Raw genomic sequence first — 19,219 nt, forward strand, 5'->3', positions numbered from 1 at the left:
CGCCGCCTGCAGCAACGCCTGCCCCGCTCGTCTGGCCTCGGCGGCGTTCAAACCCGCTGTCGCCGTTTTCACCTGCTTGCCGAATTTTCTGCCGACCGCCGCACAGGCCCGTCGCGCCCTACGGTCCGCTTTGCGCGCGGGCGGCAGCATCCCCGCCAATCCCGGCTTCCCGCCGCCAGTCTTCCCTCGCCGCATCCAGCCGTTCCTTCACCCGCTTTTCGACCAACGTGTCGAATTCCGCCGCCAGCGCCGCCTCGTCTTCCGGCTCGCCGCGGGCAGCTTCCGCTTCCGATCGTTCCGAAATCAGCGTGCGCTGCAGGCCGTCGATCTTCTCCAGCGTGCGCACGATCAGCGACACTGCCTCGATGGCCGCCTTGGCGTCGCTCTGCGCCAGCTTTCGCGAGGCCTCGTCCTCGGCGCCGGCGGCATCCTGCTCGGCCAAAGCCTTCTGGCTCTGGAAGCGCTGGAACCGCTCGCGCAGCTCCTTCGTCATCTCCAGAAGCATCGCCTGCATGTCGAGGAAGGGATCGAGCGGCGCATCCGCCTTGGTATCGAGCACCAGCGCCGCCGCGCCCTCGAAATCCATCCGCCGCCCGCCAAGCCCGTCATAAACCACCGGCTCCGGTGAGATGCCGAACAGCTCAAGATCGATCGCCGCGTCCATCGCAAACCCCAAAACAAAAGGCGCCCGGTTCGATGCACCCGGCGCCTGTCAATATATTCCCAAAATCCGAACCCGGCAGAAACCGCCGATCCGCAAGATCACCGCGAAAATCAGGCGATCCCGCCGCGCGCACCTTTCCGACTGTGCCATAACCCTATCAAACGACCGTCACGCCGTCAAGGACTATTTTCCTATTTAGCAAAATCTTTTGCGGAACCGCGAAGAGTGCTACTGTTGCCGCATGACCTCGGACGATCTCATCGCGATTGCGCTCGGCATGCCGGGGACGCAGGAAAGTGCCCATTTCGGGAAGCGCGACTTCCGGGTGGGCGAGAAGATCTTCATGTCCCTGCCGCAGGCCGGCCGTGCGGTGGTGAAGCTTACGCCCGGCCAGCAGGCGATGGTGGTGGAAACCGATCCGGGACTGTGCGCCCCCGTGCCGGGCGGCTGGGGCGCCAAGGGCTGGACGTCGCTCTATTTCGACAGCGCCGACGACGAGCGGGTGCGCGATCTCATCGGCACGGCCTGGCGCAATGTCGCGCCGAAGGCCCTGGTCACCGCGACAATGAACTGAGTTACTTGTCTTCGCCCACTTCCAGAGGCCAGGTCACGAGATAGTCCTCGTAGTCCTCGATATCGATGCCCTCTTCGCTGACGGTGCGCCCGCGCGCCGAAATGCCGGCCTGGTGCACCGTGTCGGGGTCGCCCGACACCAGCGGATGCCACCAGTAGAGGTCGTGCCCGTCGCGGACGAGCCGATAGCCGCAGGTCGGCGGCAGCCAGGAGATCTTCTCCACGCTCTCCACCGTCAGGCGAATGCAGTCGGGCACCGTCGCCTGGCGGTTCTCGTAGTCCTTGCAGCGACAGCTCTCGCCGTCGAGCAGCACGCAGCGGATGGAGGTCCAGACGATCTCGCCGGTGTCCCAGTCTTCCAGCTTGTTGAGACAGCAGAGCCCGCAGCCGTCGCACAGGCTTTCCCATTCGCCGTCGGTCATTTCGGCGAGCGTCTTTCTCTTCCAGAAGGGAAGCTCCGCCGGGTCCTGCATGTCGCTTGTCGTCATGCGAGACCCCTGAACCTCTTGCCCGCAAAGGTCAACCCTGAGGGACGGTAACCGTACCCGGCAAAATCCGTTCTGCTGCCTTCAAAAGACTGCTATCGTCCCCGAATAGGACAGGATCAGAAGACGTTAACCGGATGCGGGCAGGCTGCGGCCCGTCGCGAAAGAAGGCCAGCAAGCGTGGAAGACGAAAGCGTGACGCCGCAAAAACCGCGCCGCCGCAAGCGGCATATCTTCCTGCGTCTGGATTCCTGGATCGATTCCACGGTCTGGAATGCCGGCTTTCGCGCTGCCGAAATCTGGGAGGAGATCACCATCTTCTTCCGCCGCTTCCAGGTGAAGGGCTGGAAGAAGGCGATCTTCGAGCTTGCCGGCGAAGGCATGAATCTCGGTACCGCCGGCTTCGTCCTGCTGCTCGCGCTGGCGCTGCCCGCCTTCGAGGAAACCAAGGGCGACTGGCGTGCGCAGAGCGATTTCGCCGTCACCTTCCTCGACCGCTACGGCAACGAGATCGGGCACCGCGGCATCATCCACGAGGATTCCGTGCCGATCGACGAGCTGCCCGATCACCTGATCAAGGCGGTGCTCGCCACGGAAGACCGCCGCTTCTTCAGCCATTTCGGCATCGATTTCCTCGGGCTTGCCCGCGCCATGAACGAGAATGCGCGCGCCGGCGGCGTCGTGCAGGGCGGCTCCACGCTCACCCAGCAGCTGGCCAAGAACCTCTTCCTCTCCAACGAGCGCACCTTCGAGCGCAAGATCAAGGAAGCCTTCCTCGCGCTCTGGCTCGAGGCCAACCTCTCCAAGAAGGAGATCCTGCGCCTCTATCTCGACCGCGCCTATATGGGCGGCGGCACGTTCGGCGCGGCGGCGGCGGCGCAGTTCTATTTCGGCAAGAATGTCACGGACGTGAATCTGGCCGAATCCGCCATGCTCGCCGGCCTGTTCAAGGCCCCGGCCCGCTATGCGCCCCACGTCAACCTGCCCGCCGCCCGCGCCCGCGCCAACGAGGTGCTGACCAATCTCGTACAGGGCGGACTGATGACCGAAGGCCAGGTGATCGCCGCACGGCGCAACCCCGCCAGCGTCATCGATCGCAACGAGAAGGCAGCGCCCGATTTCTTCCTCGACTGGGCCTTCGACGAGGTCCAGCGCATCGCCAAACCCTTCGCCCAGCATTCCCTCATCGTGCGCACCACCATCGACATGGGCCTGCAGGCCGCCGCCGAGGAATCGATCGAAAGTGGCCTTCGCCAATATGGCGAGAGCTATCGCGTCAAGCAGGGCGCGCTCGTGATGATCGAGAACGGCGGCGCCGTGCGCGCCATGGTCGGCGGGCGCGATTACGGCGAGAGCCAGTTCAACCGCGCAACCCGGGCGCTCCGCCAGCCGGGCTCGTCCTTCAAGGCCTATACCTATGCGGCCGCGATGGAATCCGGCATGACGCCGGAGACGACCATCGTCGATGCCCCGATCAGCTGGGGCGGCTGGTCGCCGCAGAATTACGGCCGCAGCTTCGCCGGCCGCATGACGCTGATGACGGCGATGGCGAAATCGATCAACTCGGTGCCGGTGCGGCTTGCCAAGGAAAAGCTCGGCACCAAGCGCATCGCGCAGCTCGCCAAGGAGATGGGCGTCGAGACGCCCATCCGCACCGACAAGACCATGCCGCTCGGCACCTCCGAAGTGACCGTGCTCGACCAGGCCACCGCCTATGCCGTCTTCCCGGCCGGCGGCACCCAGTCGCGCCGCCACGGCATCAGCCAGATCCTCAATTACGACGGCGATATCCTCTACGATTTCTCCCGCGACGAGCCGCCGGCCAAGCGTATCCTGTCGGAGAAGGCGGATTCTTCGATGAACCGCATCTTCGTGACCATCCCGGTCAGCGGCACCGCAAGGCGCGGCGCGCTCGACCGCGGTATCGTCTCGGGCGGCAAGACGGGCACGACCCAGGCCTATCGCGATGCCTGGTATGTCGGTTTCACCGGCAATTACACCGCCGCCGTCTGGTTCGGCAACGACGACTATACCTCGACCAACAACATGACCGGCGGCTCGCTGCCCGCCATGACCTTCAAGCGCCTGATGGACTATGCCCATCAGGGCATCGAGCTTCGTCCCATTCCCGGCATTGAGAACCCGCTGCCGGATGGCACCAAGGCGACGGAGGTCGCGGCCACGACGACGGACGAGGCCAATCCCCTGCCCGCGCTGGTGCGTCCCCGTTCGCTCTCCAGCGATGTCACGAAACTGCTGAAGGACGTCGCCCGCCAATTGAACGAGGCCAAGCCCCTGAAGGCCGATGGCCGTGTGGCCGCGCTCAACGCCAAGCTTGACGCGGCTCCGGTCAACCGGACAGAGTAACCGATAGAGCGTTTGCGCGTTTCTCCGAATCGCAAAACCGCTCTATCTCTTCTTTCGACGCAATTCCGAATGCAAAACCGCTTCACACTTTTTCTGGAATTGCTTTAGGATTTTGTTTTACCGCATTGTCCGACGCCGAAGCAAACTTGCTTCGGCTGGAAATGCTCCAGCTGATTCCAACGGTCGATTGCCTTGTTCCGAACCCCCCTCGTCATCGCCACCGCGCTCGCCGTCGCCTTCGGGCTCGGCATCCTGAGCTCGATCTATGCGCTCAGGGCGACCGTCGGCTTCGGCGCCATCGCGCTGGGCCCCTGGACCGCCTTCCCGAGCGCCCAGACGATCGATGCCGATCCCTATGCCAAGGCGCACCGCGCCCGTGACGGCAAGCTTCTGCTCGGCGGCGCCGAGGGCCTGACCTTCACCGCCGCCACCGACAGCGACAACCGCAGCCTTTCGGAAAACTGCCGCTACGAGATCAAGGGCATCACGCCGCCCGCCCGCCTCTGGACGCTGCATGCCGCCGACCGCAACGGCAATCCGCTTCTCGGCACGCGCCCCGGCCTGCCGGACGGCCTGAATGCCTGGTCCGTGCTGCGGAACGCCGACAGCAGTTTCTCGATCCGCATCGCCTCGACGGCGACGTCGGGCAACTGGCTCGCCGTGCCCGAGGGACGCGCACCGTTCCTGCTCGTCATGACGCTGCTCGACACGCCGACCGCCGGCAGTTCCGGCGTCATCGACCTTGCCATGCCCGGCATATCAAGGCTGGACTGCGCCGATGCGTAGCTTCTTCTATGCCATCGCCATCGGCCTTGTCGGCGCGGCCCTGCTGCACATCGTCATTATCCTCTCGCTGCCAAGCTTTACCGGCCGCGACGCCTATACGCGCGTCCAGACCTTCGGCGAGACCAACCGCTTCTTCCCGCTCGCCAGCGTCGGCGACACACTCGCGCCGCTCAACGACGACCCGGCGATGAAGACCGCCGTCTGCACCTTCTCCGTCGAAAACGGCCCGGTCCGGCTCTTCGCCGATGGCGAGGTGCCCTTCTGGTCGCTCGCCGTCTATGACGACGCCTCCAACGAGGTGTTCAGCATGAACGACCGCACCTCCGTTTCCGGCGCCCTCGACACGCTGATCGCCACGCCCATCCAGCTCATCGGCATCCGCAAGGCGCTGCCGCCGGAACTGGAACAGTCGATCCTCGTCGAAATGCGCGGCAACGAGGGCTATGCCGTTCTGCGCACCTTCGTCCCCACCGCCAGCCGCCAGCCCGCCGCCGTCGGCTTCCTCGCCGATGCCAGCTGCGAGACGTTCGTGCCGAACTGAGCGCACGCAAAAAGGGGCGTTTCCGCCCCCCTTTCCCCGATAAATGTTCGCTTAGAACAGGAAATCGCTCGCCTTGAGATTGACGACGGTGTCGAGCACGAAGCTGAAGTCGGCGGTGCCGTCGCCGTTGACGTCGCCCTGCACGATCGTGTCGCCCGCCTTCACCTCGAAGCGCAACTCGCCCGCAACCTTGTGGAAGGCGCTGCCGGCGATGAAGCTGAACGCCTGATCGTCGGCCGCAAGGGAACTGGCATCCACGCCGCGCAGGTCGATCCGGTCGCCCTCGGCCTGCGAGAAGTCGAAGATCTTGTCCTGCGCCGCCATCGTCGAATCCGTTGCCGACGAGAACACGAACATGTCCTTGCCAGCCCCGCCGAACAGATGGTCGAGGCCGCTGCCGCCGTTCAACACGTCATTGCCCGCCATGCCCTTCAGCACGTTGTTGCCCGCATTGCCCGTCAGCGTGTTGGAAAGCGCGTTGCCCGTGCCGTTGAGATTGCCCGTGCCTGTCAGGATCAGTTTCTCGACATTGGCGGCAAGCGTGTGGCTCACCGAGGCCATTACCGTGTCGGTCCCCTCGTCGGCGAATTCCACGATCACGTCGCCGCCGCTGTCGACCATGTAGGTATCGTTGCCGAGGCCGCCTTCCATGTGGTCGGTGCCGGCACCGCCGTTCAGCGTGTCGTTGCCGGCAAGGCCGATCAGCGTGTTCTTGCCGCTGTTGCCCGTCAGGATGTTGGCGGCACCATTGCCCGTGCCGGTGAGATTGCCGGTACCGGTCAAAACGAGATTTTCCACGTTGCTCGCCAGGGTGTAGCTCGCAGAAGCCTTCACCGTATCGATGCCCGTGCCGGCACCGGAGGCTTCCACCACGACATCGCCGGCATTGTCGACGATGAACGTATCGTTGCCCTTGCCGCCTTCCAGCCGGTCGGCGCCCGCACCGCCGTCCAGCGTGTCGTCGCCGTCCATGCCCTTCAGGATGTTCTGCCCCGCATTGCCCGTCAGCGTGTTGGCATCCGCGCTGCCCGTGCCGTTGAGATTGCCCGTACCGGTCAGGATCAGCTTCTCGATATTGCTCGACAACGTATAGCTCACCGAAGCCTTGACGGTATCGGTGCCCTCGCCGGAGAGCTCGACGATCTTGTCGCCCGCGTTGTCCACGACATATGTATCGTTGCCCGTGCCGCCTTCCATCTGGTCCGCGCCGGCCATGCCGTCGATCGTGTCGTTGCCCGCCAAACCCTTCAGAACGTTCTTGCCGGCATTGCCCGTCAGCGTGTTGGCGTCGCTGTTACCCGTGCCGTTGATGTTGCCGCTGCCCGTCAGGATCAGCGTCTCGACATTGGCCGAAAGCGCATAGGCGCTGGCCGAGGATTTGACCGTATCCGTGCCCTCGCCCGCAACTTCGACGATCACGTCCAGGCTGTTGTCGACGAAATAGGTATCGTTGCCCGCGCCGCCTTCGAGCTTGTCCGCACCGGCCTTGCCATCCAGCGTATCGTTGCCGGCCAGTCCCTTCAGCGTGTTCTTGCCGGCATTGCCGGTCAGGATATTGGCCAGCGCGTTGCCGGTGCCGTCGATGTCAGCACTGCCGACGAGCTCCAGCCGCTCGATATTGTCTGAAAGCGCAAAGCTGCTCGCCGAGGAATAGACCTTGTCGGTGCCCTCGCCCACCAGTTCCACCACCACATCGCCGGCGTCGTCGACCGCATAGCTGTCATTGCCCGCGCCGCCCTCCAGCCGGTCGACGCCTGCGCCGCCGTCGATAAGGTCGTTGCCGGCCATGCCTTTCAGCGTGTTCTTGCCGGCATTGCCCGTCAACGTATTGGCAAGCCCGTTGCCCGTGCCGTTCAGATCCGTGTTGCCGAACAGCGTCAGATTCTCGACATTGTCCGCCAGGGTGTAGCTGATGTAGGACACCACGGTGTCCGTACCCGCGCCTGGCTTTTCGGTCACGACATCGCCGATGTCGTCGACCCAATAGGTGTCGTCGCCCGTGCCGCCGGTCATCTCGTCCGCGCCTATGCCGCCGTCGAGGGTGTCATTGCCAGCCCCGCCGTCGATGATATCGCTTTCTGATCCACCCGATAAAACCTCGTCCCCGGCCCCGCCGAGCAGCGTATCCTTGCCGCCATCACCTGAGATCGATCCTGTCACCACGCCGCCGCGACCGTCATACGTATCGTCACCATCGCGCAGCACGACCTTGCCGGACATGGTGCCGTCGTTGACGACGGAGTCCACGCCGTCCGAACCCAAAAACGAGCCGGTGCTTCCGCTGATGAGGCCGGTATTATGAAGTTCCAGCATTTCCATGGCAGTCTGATAGCGACCGACGCCGTAGCCGATACCGATAATCTCGCCGGTATTGACGATCGTGCTTGAAAAACCGGTCGTCGTATCGTTCATCAGAATGGCGTAATCCGCCCCCTGGATATGGCCATGGTTGGTGATCGTGCTGGCATAGGCATTCACCTGAATGCCCGCAGCTTCATAACTTCTGATCACGCCCGTCTCGGCCACCGTAATGTTCTGATAGTAGTCGAGCACACCAGTGTTCCCGGCAATGATGCCGCTCGCATTCGCCAGGATGGTGCCCTGGATATCGTAGTCATTCTTGACGCCATCGGCACGGATGACCGCATCCGTGAAGAAGTTGGAATAATCGGATCGCACGACCGTCGCACCGGCCTTGACGAAAACAGTGTCGAAATTATTCAGCGTAATGCGCGTTCCCGCATCGACGGAATCCGAAAGGGCTGCAAACAGGGTCATGTTTTTCTCCAAAGGGTGGTTCGCACGGCTGCGGCCCACCTTCGGCGGCAGTCGAGCGTGACGGTTCGATATAAGGGGAATGGCGGCGCCAATCGGTCCCGCACCTGCGGGGCCCTGGCGAGAAGGAGAGGCGTCTTACCCCTCCCGATGTGTGGTCAGAGCAGGAAATCGCTCGCCGTCAGGCAGACGAGCGTATCGAGCGCGATGGTGAAATCCGCCTTGACGCTGTTCAGCATGTCCTGGAAGCCCTTGCCGACAATGCCTCCGGTAGAACGGAGCCTGACTCCGTCCTTCGGACAGTGATGTCCGATGTGACGAAGACGCTGTCCGTTGAACCAAGGTCCGCGCGGACACCGGTGCCGATACTGTTCGTACCAAAAATCTGTATTGCCATTTCTCTCTCCAATCTGGCTGCTGGAGAGATGAACGATGCAATCAATGGCGTTATTCGAGAGAAAAATATCTTTTTACGTGCAATACTTCAGCAATATTTCTGAAACAAAGCGGCGCGACAATGCCGTCGCGCTTTGCGCTGCACGTCATGATTTTACAAGCCTTTACGGCCGGCGGGCCGGTTCCTGGGCGTTCGCCTTCACCGCCTTGCCGCGGGCCGCGAGCATGGCGGGGGTCAGGCGCTCGTAGCGCACACCCGTGAAAAGAAGAACCTGGGCCGGAGCCGCATAGGAAACGGGAGCGCGTTTTGGGATTCGCGCGAGCCATTCCTTCAATCTAACAACGTCTGCCATTCTCGCCTCCAAAAGAAGAATCGAGACGGATGAACTACTCCTACTAATCTCACCCTGCCCTTTTCGGGCCGGTGCATCCGGTTCCGTCACCCGGCTGCGACGCACAGTGTCATCCCAGTCGCATACGGGTGGAAAACGGCGATAGGGGGCCAGAAGTTTCCCATTCACGGGAATGTGTCTGGCGACCGCCCGGTATCCGGAACATCGCACCTTTCCCAACGGGAGCGGAAGCCGTTTCGACGAACCACCGTTCCCATGCTCGAATCATAACACGTCTCCAACAAGAAACGAGCCGATCAATACCCCCAAAACTAACGACGATTGGGTTAACATGCTGTTAACACTAACGTGAAGGACCGCATCGCGCTGTTCCCCGCGGCACAAGAAATGGCCGGCACCGCGTAACAGTCGTCCGTTAACGGCTGAACAAGCATCGGTGACGTAAGCTGGCGACGTTTGTTTACGCAAGGATTTGGCCATGAGCTTTTGGGGCAAGACCATCGACACCCGCTATGATTTCCGGGCGTTCGACCCGAAGCACATCTGGGATTGGGGTCTCGTCACTGTCGGCAAGGGCACCGAGATCGATTTCGGCGATACCAGCGGCCTCTATTCGATCGACATCGCCGACAGGGAGATCGCCATCCGCTTCCAGGATATCGGCGTCTTCTCCAACTCTTCGCGCAACGGCCCGGCCTTCGTCGACTACAACGACACGCTGAACCGCATGATCGGCTTCAGCCTGCAGACCAATATGAAGGGTCTCACGGCCAGCGACATCACCGTCTATGACAATGAGCTGCGGATCGACTGGCGCGGCACGTCCTTCAACACCAACACCTATGTGCTCATCAAGGTGAAGTTCCAGTACGATGCCATCAACGGCACCAACGCCGACAACACGCTCAAGGGCACGAAATACGACGATTTCTTCTTCGGCAAGCGCGGCGCCGACACGATGACCGGCGGCACGGGCGCCGATCATTTCATCTTTTCGACCGGCGATACCGGCGGCACGAAGGCGACCGCCGACCTCATCAAGGACTTCAAGCCCGCCGAATTCGACGTCATCGATCTTAGCCGCTACGACGGGAATTCCACTGTTGTCGGCGTGCAGGATTTCAAGTTCATCGGAACCAAGAAGTTCTCCAAGGTCGTCGGCGAGTTGCGCTACGAGAAAGTCGGCACGGAAACCCACATCACCGGCGACACGAATGGCGACGGCAAGGTCGACATGATGATCCGCCTCACCGGCAAGATCGATCTGACGGCCGATCACTTCATCTTCTAATGGCACAGCCGGCGCATAGCTTTACCGGCTGTTAATCATACCGCCGTTAGGATTGTGTTTACGGTCGCCCCCGCGCGACAGGCGCTCAATCAGCGAGAACCGTTGGTTGCGGAAGACGGCAGAGATGCCGCGATCCGCTCGGGGTTCTGCTGGTTTTGCCAAGGACAGATGGAAGCGGCAAGGGGCTGCCGCTTCGGGGATAGGGTGTTTCGTGGCGGACAGGTTTCGCGAACTGGAGAGACCGCAGGCAGGGCGGCCGAAGGACATCGTCTTGATGGCCACGGTGTCGAGCTTCGAGAGCCTGCGCTTTCCGTCGAAATCGGACCTGCGCCAGTTCGGCGAACTCTTCGCGCCGCTTTACGCCGCCTCCACCGAGGAAGCCCGCCGCCAGGCCGTCGCCGCCCTCTCCCGCTGCCCGCAAATTCCGGATGAGGTCGCCGTCTTCATCGCGGGCCAGCCGATCGGCATCGCCGCCATCTTCCTGATGGGGTCGAAGGCCATCGCCGATAACGTTCTGATGCGCGTGCTGCGCACCGCCGGCCCGGAGCATGCCCGCGCCATCGGCAAGCGCGACGATCTCTCGCCCGCCGTCATCGAAGCGCTTGTCGGCAGCCATCAGGACCATGCGAGCCGCCGCACCGGTGAGGACCGCGAGGCGGCCCTTGCCGAAGCTGCGCGTCTGGAGCGGGAAGAGGATATGCGCGCAGAGCTGCGCGCGCTGGTGCGGGCCGCAACGCCCGCCGCCGAGGCTCCGGTCAGGCTCGAGGCTGCGACCGAGGTGCATCAGGCACTGTTCGTGCGTTTTGCGCGCGCCGGCGAGATCGGCATGATCGCCGTCACGCTCGCCGACGCGCTCGCCTCCAGCCAGTGGCTGTCGGAGCGCATCCTGCTCGACGTCTCCGGCCGCCAACTGGCCGAAACGCTGGTGGCGCTCGCCGTGCCGGCGGAAGACTGCCTGTTCGTGCTGGGAAAAATCTACCCGCACCTGGCCGAGGGTGGCGCCGAAGCGCTGATCGCGTCGCTAGACCCGGCCGAAGCGACCCTCAGGGTCGAAAGCTGGCAACGGGCGGATAGCTACACGAATGGCGATGGCTTGCCGAAGGCGGCCAATAGTGAAAGCACGAATGCGGACGGGCAGGATTACCACGACAGGTCCTCCGGGGACGGGCGGCACCGCGCCGCCGGCTGATCGACTTTCTCAAGGTTCCACTGGGTGGAACCGATCGATTTCGGAAACGGATTTCAGAATACCGGGCGCTTGGCTGGCAGGCGAACGGCCGTGCCTTCATGGCGCTCGGCGGAGAGCGCGGCCAGCGTGGTCGCGACGAACATTCCCGAAATCAGCAGTGCAAGGGCGGGCAGCACGATAAACATGGGCGTTTCTCCAAGGGTTCACAGGCCGTTGCCTGTGCCTCCCTTTTCCCATGTGCCCGCTCTCGCCGCTGTTCCCGCCGGAACAGGGTGTCAAAAAAGGAAGTCGCCCTTCGACAGGTCCGAGAGATCGACATGCTTCAGCGTCAGCACGTCGGTGCCGGCCTTGATCAGCACGTCGTCACCGCTCTGCGCCGCATGGTTCTTCATGAGGTCGGTAAAATCGGTGATGGCGGCAAGATTGGAAAAATCGATCCGGTCGGTGCCGGCCATGAAATCCGTCACCGTATCCTTGCCCGAGCCCTTGGAGAAGATGAAGACATCCGCACCGGCGCCGCCGGTCAGCGTGTCGTTGCCCGCGCGCCCGTCGATGATGTCATTGCCGCCGAGGCCCGACAGCTTGTTCGCGCCGCTGTTGCCGATCAGCACATTGGCGAGTGCGTTACCCGTGCCGCTCATACCGGCCGTGCCGAGCAGAACGAGTTTTTCGATATTGGCACCGAGCGTGTAGCTCACCATGGATTGCACCGTGTCCGTGCCGCCATCGGCCTTCTCGACAAGCTTCAGCGTCGCGTCGCCGACCAGATAGGTATCGTTGCCCGCGCCACCGGCCACGGTCCCGATGACCTTGCCGCCGCGTGTGTCAAAACTGTCGTTGCCGGCGCCGAGATCGACATTGCCGCGGATCGTGCCGTTGTTGGTGATGATCTCGACGCCGCTGCCGCCCTTGAGCGCGGTGCCTGTGGCGGTGATCGACCCGTTGTTGGAAAAGATGTTTTTTCCACTGCCGAGAAGCGCCACGGCGATGCCGCTCGTCGCCGCCACGCCGCCATTGTTGGTGAGCGTCGCGGAGGCGCCGTCCATCAGGATGCCGGCGGCCCCCTTGATCGTGCCGTTGTTGGTGACCTCAGCATTCGCGCCGCCGACATCGATGCCCTCGCCGGATGTCGAGGTCAGCGTCTTGTGGTTGGCGAAATTGACCGAACTGCCGTCGAGCCGCACCGCATCCTTGGCGGCGCTGATCGTGCCGTTGTTGGAAATGACGGCACTCGCGCCCGTCACCACAAGCCCCTCGTCGCCGCGCGACAGAAGCTTGCCGTTGTTGGTGATAACAGCGTTCTTGCCGGTCACGACGATGGCGTCCAGCTTGCTGTCGACCGTACCACTATTGGTAACGATCGCTTTCGTGCCGGCGCTGCGTATGCCGTCATCGGCGGTCGAATTGATCATGCCGTAATTGGTGATGATCGCGGCGGCACCGGAAACCGTAACGGCATCGCCGCCGCTCTTGATCGTGCCGTGATTGGTGACGAGCGCATCGTTCCCCGTCGCCTTGATGCCGAGGCCGGCCGTGGACAGCGTCGAGCCACGATTGGTGAAATTGATGTCGGCGCCGGCAAAGATGCCCGCCACCGTTCCGCCCGAGAGCGTGCCGAGATTGGTGAGGATGAGCCCGGTTCCCGACGCCGTCAGCCCGGCCAGCTTGGCGGAAACGGCGCCGTCGGCCTTGATCGTGACATCGCCGGGCTTGGCGGCGATCGCAGCATCGCCGAAGACGATGCCATTGCCGGCCGTGGAGGTGATCCTGCCATCGATGGCGAGCGAGCGGCCGGTATAGACACCGCCGGCATCCACGGCCGTTCCCTTGGTGACGATCTTGACGCCGGGATCGACGATCCACTGGCTGCTGGCCTTGCGGGCAACAAGCGTCGACGTCATGTCGGTCGTGATGACATATTTGGTCATTCTATCGGGCGTCCATCATTGACGTAGCCATTTCCTAGCGCCTTATCGACAAAGAATTCGTTTCCATTGCGACGACGCCGGCAGAACCTTGCTGCAAGGTTAACGACGGAAAAAACCGTCATCGTCAGGTTCCGCCCCGGCAAACTCCACGAGATCGCCGAGATCGTCCGTCTCGATCGACACGACCCATAGGTCGCTGTCGAAGCGCCGTTCCCGCGCGATCGCCTCGGCCACCGCAGCCGTCTCGACGCGCTCGAGCCGGGTCTCGAACAGCCGCGCCCGGTTGCTGTCGTCCTCGCCGAAGACGCTCTGCGGCGCGGGGGCATAGAGGCTCTCCGCGCCATCGCGAAAGATCTGCCGCACGAAGACCGCGCCCGCCGCCTCCGCGCCCTTCGCCTCGACAGCCGCGAAATCGCCGCGGGCGAACACGCGGCGCAGCAGGGCGGAGACGAAGATATCGGTACGAAGACGCATGCCCGCGTCCTACACGGCACAGGCCGCAAGGGCAATCGCGAGGTCTGGGGTGGCAGCGTGCATTGCGGCCAAAGCGGGATCGGGAATGCAGCAAGAGCCCGGCGTTACAGCGCGCCGATGTCCTTGAGCTTGGCGAGAACCTGCGGGTTGGGCTCTCCCGTCACCGGCAGGCGATAGTGCTTTTCGAAATGGCGGATCGCCACGCGCGTCTTCTCGCCGATCAGGCCATCGACGGCGATATCGGTATAGGCGATGTTGCTCAGACCCTTCTGGATCTTCATCACCATGTCGCTCGGCACGGGCTTGGCGACGGCGGAGGTGACCGCCGGATCGGCCTCGGCCTCCATGATCGCGGCGGCGACCGGATCGGATTCTTCCTCGGCCTCGGGCTTCGCCGTCGTTGCCGGCTTCTGCTCGATGACCTTCGCCACCTCGTCGAACGGGCGCTCGCCCGGCGTCACGTCAGTGATCTCGGGCAATTCTTCGCCCTCTTCCTGGCGCTCGATGACGAAGGTCGTCACGTCGTGCGGCTCGGGCTGGGTGGCGGTGAAACCAAGGGAATTGTCGGCCGAGCGGGTCTTCAGGAACGGCGACGGATGGCCGCCCGGCTGATACCACAGCGCGTTGGCCGCGACGAAGGAGAAGACGACAATAAAGGCGCAGGTGCCGCCGATCAGCGTCGGGTTGCGCGCGGCAAGCCCGCCGAGCGCGACGAGCCCGGTGATGACGATGTTCGGCCGGCGCGGCGGCGGTGCGGGTGCGCGCGCGCTGGAACGGCCCTTGCGGGCCTGGCCCTGCGGCCGCCGCTCAGGCTGTTTTCTGACGTGCGCGTTCATCTTTCCTGTCCTTGCCATCAAGCGACGGCTGGTAAACGGTCTCCGTGTCCACTGCAAGGCGCGGCGGGAAATCGACGGTGGATGCGCCCGCGGCATGCAAGTCGTTTTCGTGCGCGATGCCTGCGCCATCGGCGGGCACGCGGATGGTGATGACGGTGCCCTCGCCCGGCTTGCTCTGGATCACGAACGAGCCGCCATGCAGCGCGACCAGCCCCTTGACCAGCGACAGGCCAAGGCCGGTGCCTTCATACTTGCGGGTATATTCGTTCTGCACCTGCATGAAGGGCTGGCCGATCAGCGCCAGCTTGTCGGCGGGAATGCCGATGCCGGTATCGCTGACGGTGAGCAGCAGGTCGCGTCCCTCGCGCGCCGCATCCATGGTGACGATGCCGCCGCGGTCGGTGAACTTGATGGCGTTGCCGACGAGATTGATCAGGATCTGCTGGATCGCCCGCTGGTCGGCCACCACCTCGCCGATGGCGCGCGGCACGCGGCTCGTCAGCTTGATGCCCTTGTCGCGGGCCTGAAGGCCCAGCATCTGCTCGCAGGCGCGCACGCTGTCGGCAATCGCGAAGGGCTCGGTCAGAAGCTCGTAGCGGCCGGCCTCGATCTTCGAGACATCCAGCATGGTGTTGACCACCGACAAGAGGTGCGAGCCCGACTGGTGGATCAGCGCCACATATTCGCGCTGGCGGTCGTTTTCCAGCTTGCCGAAATATTCGCCCGAGAGGATGTCGGAAAAGCCGAGAATGGCGTTGAGCGGCGTGCGCAGCTCATGGCTGACGGCCGCCAGGAACCGCGTCTTGGCGTCGTTGGCCGATTCGGCTTGGGCTGCCTTGCGGGCCGTCTCGCTGCGCAGCAGCGCCTCTTCGGAAATGTCGCGCGACTGGGCGACGACGGCGACGAGCGCGCCGTCCTGCGCCGTCATGGCCGTCATTTCCACGCGCATATGCATGAACTGCTCGGCATTGGCCTCGATGCGCGGCCGGTCGATGCGGATATCGACCGTCTCGCGCGCGCCGCCCTGGCGCAGACGATCGATCGCCGCGACGAAGCCGATGCGGTCGGAGACGTGGATCTGGTCGAGATAGCCGCGGCCCATCGGGTCGCGCATCCAGGCAAGCATGTCGGCGCGGTCACGGCCGTGCACGGCGGTGACGAAACCGCGCGCATCATGCAGCGTCACGAGGCCGGCGAAGAGATCATAAGGAGAGACTGCCGGCGGTGCGGTTGCGGCCAGCTCGTCGGCAAAGCTCTTCACCTGCGAGAGCTTCGGCTCGCGCACGGAGGATGCGGCAGCCGCCAGAAGCGCACCGGCGCCGGCCAGCGCCACGCCGGCCGGAAGGGCAGCGGAAGCGGGCATGACGGCGGAAAGGGCAAGCGGCAGGCCGGGAACGGCGGCGAGAAGCGCGAGCGTCGTCGCGCGCAGCGAGGCGGAGGGGCGCATGTCGGCGTCCACGCCAGCAACGCCAGCAACGGCGCCCAGGCGGGCCGCCATTCTGTCAGCGATGATGGTCAATTGGCGCAACGCAAAACCCTGTCGTTCATGTTCTTTTCTGTGAGCCCAAAATCGCACCGGCGACTTAGGAAAGGATAAACAGGAGGGGTCGGAAAGGGGGGCAAAAAGCCCCAAAAGTCCCATTTCGGGGCAATCCAACGGCCATTCGTCCGGCGTGGTTAACGGGGCGTAAGCGCCTCATTTTGCGGCATTTTTCTGTTCGTATTAACTTCTGGGGCAAGGTGGCCGAAAGCGGTCTCCCGGCATTCCGGCGCCTCAGGACCCAAGCGGCCGCCTTCATCCTTAACGGCGATCACTAAAATCTGCCTCAAATGCCGGTAAAGCTGCCGATCGTTCGAATTTTAATCAAAACTGGGCAAAACCTGACTGATTCCCGCAAAGGGGAATTTCCTTCCGGCCCCTATTCTCGCATCAACGGTTCGCCAAGGACCAATCGAGCCGAAGGCCGCCAAGAGCCAAGGCGTATAATGAGGATGGCAAGCGATGTGGTTTCTGATCAAGGGAACGTTCTGGTTCTCGCTCGTGCTGGTGCTGCTGCCCTTCCTGGATCCGGCCTCGTCCGCGAAACTGGAAAAGGGACCGAGCGTCGAGCTCGGCGATACGTTCAGCGCCGCCACCGAAGCGCTCAATTATGTAACGGCCATGTGCCTGGAAAAGCCTGACGTCTGCCAGAAGGGGACTGAAACCTTCGTGGCGCTCGGCCACCGGGCACGCGAAGGCGCACATATCGCCTACAAGTTCCTCGATACCCAGTTTGCCGAAGACGCCGCCGTCGCCAAGGCCGAGCCGGCGGAAAGCGAAGCGCTCGATCAGCCGCTGCCGAAGATGGCGGCCAATGTCGATGCCGACGCCGAGGTGATCACCGGCACCATCGCCATCCCGACCCGCCGCCCCGATCACAAGGGCTGACGCCGGATCCAGGTTTCACCGTTTACTGCCTGCCTGACTCGTTGCATTGCAACCGCCGTATGGACCCTGTCCCTGCGGCGTTTCTTTTTGCGCGCGCCTCGCCTATATCAGGGCAAACTTCGAGAGACCGCCATGGCCACGCTGCAAGAGATCATCGACGACTTCGCCTTTCTGGAAGAATGGGAGGACCGCTACCGCTTCGTCATCGAACTCGGCAAGGCGCTGCCGGATCTCGCCGAGGACAAGCGCACGGCGGCCAACAAGGTGCAGGGCTGCGCCAGCCAGGTCTGGCTCGTCAGCCATACCGGCGAGGGTGCCGATCCGGTCATGACCTTCGAGGGCGATTCGGACGCCCATATCGTGCGCGGCCTCGTCGCCATCGTGCTCGCCATCTATTCCGGCAAGCGCGCCTCCGAGATCGCGGCGCTCGACGCCATCGACACGTTCAACACGATCGGCCTCGTCGAACACCTCTCCTCGCAGCGCGCCAACGGCCTGCGCTCGATGATCAAGCGCATCCGCGAGGAAGCCGCCATCCGCGTCGCCGCCTAGACATAGACGGCGAACAGGAACGAGACGGCATCGGCATCTGGAGCTGGTTGCTTTCGCCTGAATGACAGCCGTCAGCGCGGCAGGTCCGGGCGATACCCCTCGCCGCCCCAGGCATGCGTGCGGCGCGGCGACGACGCTGATGGCGCATAGTGGCGGGCGAGCGCCATCAGGGCGGCGCGCAGCATGAGCTTTGCCGAGCGGGCAGGCCATTGCCGCTCGCGCTCCACCGTCTCCAGTCCCTTCAGGAAGCAGCAGACATCGAGCGCAACACCGGACAGTTCCGGCCCGATCGCCTCAATGGCCTTCGCCACCCGCGCGCGGGCGGCAAGCGCCGTGTCGGTGAGGTCTCGCGCCGCTCCCGCCTCGCCCTTCTGGCGCGTGGCGATCCGTGGCTCCCAGGACATGGTCATTCTCGGCTGCAGGCCGCCGCGCGTGAAATCGCCATGCAGCCGCTCGCCGGCGGCAAGGGCGTCCTCCGGCAGCCACGCCTCTCCGGTCTTCTCCTTCAGCCGGGCGAGTGCAGAGAGCGGCGATTCCAGCCGGTTGGCCATCGCCGTCTGCCGGGTACCGTCCTGCACCACCACGACCGATGCCAGATCGCGGTGCTGCGCGGCGAACGGCGTTTCGGCGTCGCACAGGCGGCGCCGGAGATGGGCCTTCGCCTCCGGCCTTGCCCGCAATCGGCCATCCGCGAGGTTGACGAGGCCCAGCCGAACCGCCTCCTCGACCACCGTGGGGCACACCGTTTCCTTCCGGCCGTTCGTGCCCAAAAGCCCTTCCCCGTCGAGCGACGCGCCCCCGGCCGTCAGCAGAAAGCGCAAAAGCTTTGCCAGCGCGGCATCCTTCTTCGCCTCAACCATGGCTGCCGATCCCCGCCGGGCCGAAGACCGAGAGTACGACGCGCTCGATCGCCGAGACGAAGGCATCGAAGGCGGCATCGTCGCGCCGGTCCTCCACGACATTGCAGGCATGGCCGACCGTCGTGCGGTCGCGCCCGAAGGCCGCGCCGATATCCGAGAGGGAAAGCTGCAGCACGACATGGCAGACATACATGGAGATCTGGCGCACATGGCAGGTGGAGCGGCGGCTGTCGCGGCGCCAGAGCGGCCGCTCGCTCGCAAGCGCCGTCATTTCCAGCACGAGCTGGCGCACGATGCGGCAGGCGGTGGCCGACGGCACGGTCGGGGTATCCAGGCCGGCAATCACCCGCCGCACGCCATGGCCCGCCGTCGCTTTCTCCTCCCCCTTGGTTTCCAACACCGCAGGACGGCTGTTTCGGGATGCCCGCCTTTGGGATACGATGAACTGGTGCATGACTGGCCACTCCGTTGATAGGAATTTATTCATACACCCTAGAGGACAAGCGGGGATGAATGAAGCATCAATCCGCAACCAGCCCTTGAATCTGTTTAAATTTTTGTGGTCGATATCCTCTTTTTAGGCTTATATTCCTCAATGGAATAATTCGACCGTGTGACGAACAGGCCAAAATCGCGAATCGTGCGCGCAACAAGACGCATGGCACAAATGCAAAAGGCCGGAGCGTCACCGCTCCGGCCTTCGGTCATTCTCGTTCTGCCT

The 19,219-nt window shown here is 63.6% G+C and carries 20 protein-coding genes; 9 read left to right on the forward strand and 11 right to left on the reverse strand.

Translation table 11 applies throughout. From position 1 onward, the window contains the following. Positions 1 to 118: 118 nt before the first annotated feature. Positions 119 to 664, reverse strand: coding sequence for a hypothetical protein (locus ACOZKU_RS04840; protein WP_421577892.1), 546 nt, complete (start codon positions 662 to 664; stop codon positions 119 to 121). Positions 665 to 905: 241 nt separating this feature from the next. Here ACOZKU_RS04840 and ACOZKU_RS04845 point away from each other — a divergent pair, with 241 nt between their 5' ends. Beyond that, positions 906 to 1,238, forward strand: coding sequence for an MmcQ/YjbR family DNA-binding protein (locus tag ACOZKU_RS04845; protein ID WP_421577893.1), 333 nt, complete (start codon positions 906 to 908; stop codon positions 1,236 to 1,238). Between the two features lies 1 nt (position 1,239). On the opposite strand, the gene ACOZKU_RS04850 is transcribed toward ACOZKU_RS04845, so the two are convergent. Further along, positions 1,240 to 1,725, reverse strand: a complete 486-nt coding sequence (locus ACOZKU_RS04850) for a YcgN family cysteine cluster protein (protein ID WP_421577894.1) — start codon at positions 1,723 to 1,725, stop codon at positions 1,240 to 1,242. Between the two features lie 177 nt (positions 1,726 to 1,902). Between ACOZKU_RS04850 and ACOZKU_RS04855 the strand changes: the two genes are divergently transcribed. The 3 genes from ACOZKU_RS04855 (at position 1,903) to ACOZKU_RS04865 (ending at position 5,416) form a co-directional block, all read left to right on the forward strand. Next, a complete protein-coding gene (locus tag ACOZKU_RS04855; RefSeq protein WP_421577895.1) occupies positions 1,903 to 4,089 on the forward strand; it encodes a transglycosylase domain-containing protein in 2,187 nt (728 codons plus the stop codon). A gap of 192 nt (positions 4,090 to 4,281) precedes the next feature. Next, a complete protein-coding gene (locus tag ACOZKU_RS04860; protein WP_314087539.1) occupies positions 4,282 to 4,875 on the forward strand; it encodes a DUF1214 domain-containing protein in 594 nt (197 codons plus the stop codon). After that, positions 4,868 to 5,416 (forward strand): DUF1254 domain-containing protein, encoded by a 549-nt coding sequence (locus ACOZKU_RS04865; protein ID WP_314087537.1) that lies wholly within the window; start codon positions 4,868 to 4,870, stop codon positions 5,414 to 5,416. Before ACOZKU_RS04860 ends, ACOZKU_RS04865 begins: the two co-directional genes overlap by 8 nt. Positions 5,417 to 5,467: 51 nt before the next feature. Here the strand turns inward: ACOZKU_RS04865 and ACOZKU_RS04870 are convergent, their stop codons facing one another. Next, on the reverse strand, positions 5,468 to 8,194 hold the full coding sequence (locus ACOZKU_RS04870; RefSeq protein WP_421577896.1) for a calcium-binding protein: 2,727 nt from the start codon (positions 8,192 to 8,194) through the stop codon (positions 5,468 to 5,470). Between the two features lie 149 nt (positions 8,195 to 8,343). Between ACOZKU_RS04870 and ACOZKU_RS04875 the strand changes: the two genes are divergently transcribed. Next, positions 8,344 to 8,691: a hypothetical protein gene (locus ACOZKU_RS04875; protein WP_421577897.1), complete on the forward strand. Its 348-nt coding sequence runs from the start codon at positions 8,344 to 8,346 to the stop codon at positions 8,689 to 8,691. A gap of 60 nt (positions 8,692 to 8,751) precedes the next feature. Here ACOZKU_RS04875 and ACOZKU_RS04880 read toward each other — a convergent pair whose 3' ends face one another. Then, the gene (locus ACOZKU_RS04880) at positions 8,752 to 8,940 is read right to left on the reverse strand and encodes a hypothetical protein (RefSeq protein ID WP_421577898.1); all 189 of its coding nucleotides are present in this window, start codon (positions 8,938 to 8,940) and stop codon (positions 8,752 to 8,754) included. Between the two features lie 478 nt (positions 8,941 to 9,418). Here ACOZKU_RS04880 and ACOZKU_RS04885 point away from each other — a divergent pair, with 478 nt between their 5' ends. Together ACOZKU_RS04885 and ACOZKU_RS04890 are read left to right on the forward strand one after the other, a co-directional pair. After that, a complete protein-coding gene (locus ACOZKU_RS04885) occupies positions 9,419 to 10,231 on the forward strand; it encodes a M10 family metallopeptidase C-terminal domain-containing protein (RefSeq protein ID WP_421577899.1) in 813 nt (270 codons plus the stop codon). A 211-nt stretch (positions 10,232 to 10,442) separates the two neighbouring features. Further along, on the forward strand, positions 10,443 to 11,420 hold the full coding sequence (locus ACOZKU_RS04890) for a DUF2336 domain-containing protein (RefSeq protein WP_421577900.1): 978 nt from the start codon (positions 10,443 to 10,445) through the stop codon (positions 11,418 to 11,420). Positions 11,421 to 11,473: 53 nt separating this feature from the next. Here ACOZKU_RS04890 and ACOZKU_RS04895 read toward each other — a convergent pair whose 3' ends face one another. The 5 genes from ACOZKU_RS04895 to ACOZKU_RS04915 form a co-directional block, all read right to left on the reverse strand. Then, positions 11,474 to 11,605: a hypothetical protein gene (locus ACOZKU_RS04895; RefSeq protein WP_314087527.1), complete on the reverse strand. Its 132-nt coding sequence runs from the start codon at positions 11,603 to 11,605 to the stop codon at positions 11,474 to 11,476. A 90-nt stretch (positions 11,606 to 11,695) separates the two neighbouring features. Next, positions 11,696 to 13,348 (reverse strand): hypothetical protein, encoded by a 1,653-nt coding sequence (locus ACOZKU_RS04900; RefSeq protein ID WP_421577901.1) that lies wholly within the window; start codon positions 13,346 to 13,348, stop codon positions 11,696 to 11,698. 99 nt (positions 13,349 to 13,447) lie between these two features. Next, entirely contained in the window at positions 13,448 to 13,822 is a 375-nt protein-coding gene (locus ACOZKU_RS04905) for a DUF1491 family protein (protein ID WP_421577902.1), read from the reverse strand. A gap of 104 nt (positions 13,823 to 13,926) precedes the next feature. Beyond that, on the reverse strand, positions 13,927 to 14,658 hold the full coding sequence (locus ACOZKU_RS04910) for a peptidoglycan-binding domain-containing protein (RefSeq protein ID WP_421577903.1): 732 nt from the start codon (positions 14,656 to 14,658) through the stop codon (positions 13,927 to 13,929). Next, the gene (locus ACOZKU_RS04915; protein ID WP_421577944.1) at positions 14,630 to 16,105 is read right to left on the reverse strand and encodes a sensor histidine kinase; all 1,476 of its coding nucleotides are present in this window, start codon (positions 16,103 to 16,105) and stop codon (positions 14,630 to 14,632) included. The genes ACOZKU_RS04910 and ACOZKU_RS04915 overlap by 29 nt, the downstream gene beginning before the upstream one ends. Positions 16,106 to 16,660: 555 nt before the next feature. On the opposite strand from ACOZKU_RS04915, the gene ACOZKU_RS04920 reads away from it, so the two are divergent. After that, positions 16,661 to 17,086, forward strand: coding sequence for a DUF5330 domain-containing protein (locus ACOZKU_RS04920; RefSeq protein ID WP_421577904.1), 426 nt, complete (start codon positions 16,661 to 16,663; stop codon positions 17,084 to 17,086). Positions 17,087 to 17,218: 132 nt separating this feature from the next. Next, a complete protein-coding gene (locus tag ACOZKU_RS04925) occupies positions 17,219 to 17,638 on the forward strand; it encodes a SufE family protein (protein ID WP_421577905.1) in 420 nt (139 codons plus the stop codon). 71 nt (positions 17,639 to 17,709) lie between these two features. On the opposite strand, the gene ACOZKU_RS04930 is transcribed toward ACOZKU_RS04925, so the two are convergent. After that, entirely contained in the window at positions 17,710 to 18,498 is a 789-nt protein-coding gene (locus tag ACOZKU_RS04930) for a DUF6456 domain-containing protein (RefSeq protein ID WP_421577906.1), read from the reverse strand. Further along, complete coding sequence (locus ACOZKU_RS04935; RefSeq protein WP_421577907.1) at positions 18,491 to 18,952, reverse strand: helix-turn-helix domain-containing protein; 462 nt, start codon at positions 18,950 to 18,952, stop codon at positions 18,491 to 18,493. The genes ACOZKU_RS04930 and ACOZKU_RS04935 overlap by 8 nt, the downstream gene beginning before the upstream one ends. Between the last annotated feature and the right edge of the window lie 267 nt (positions 18,953 to 19,219).

The organism is Shinella sp. M31 (genome assembly GCF_049199205.1).
Lineage (GTDB): Bacteria > Pseudomonadota > Alphaproteobacteria > Rhizobiales > Rhizobiaceae > Shinella.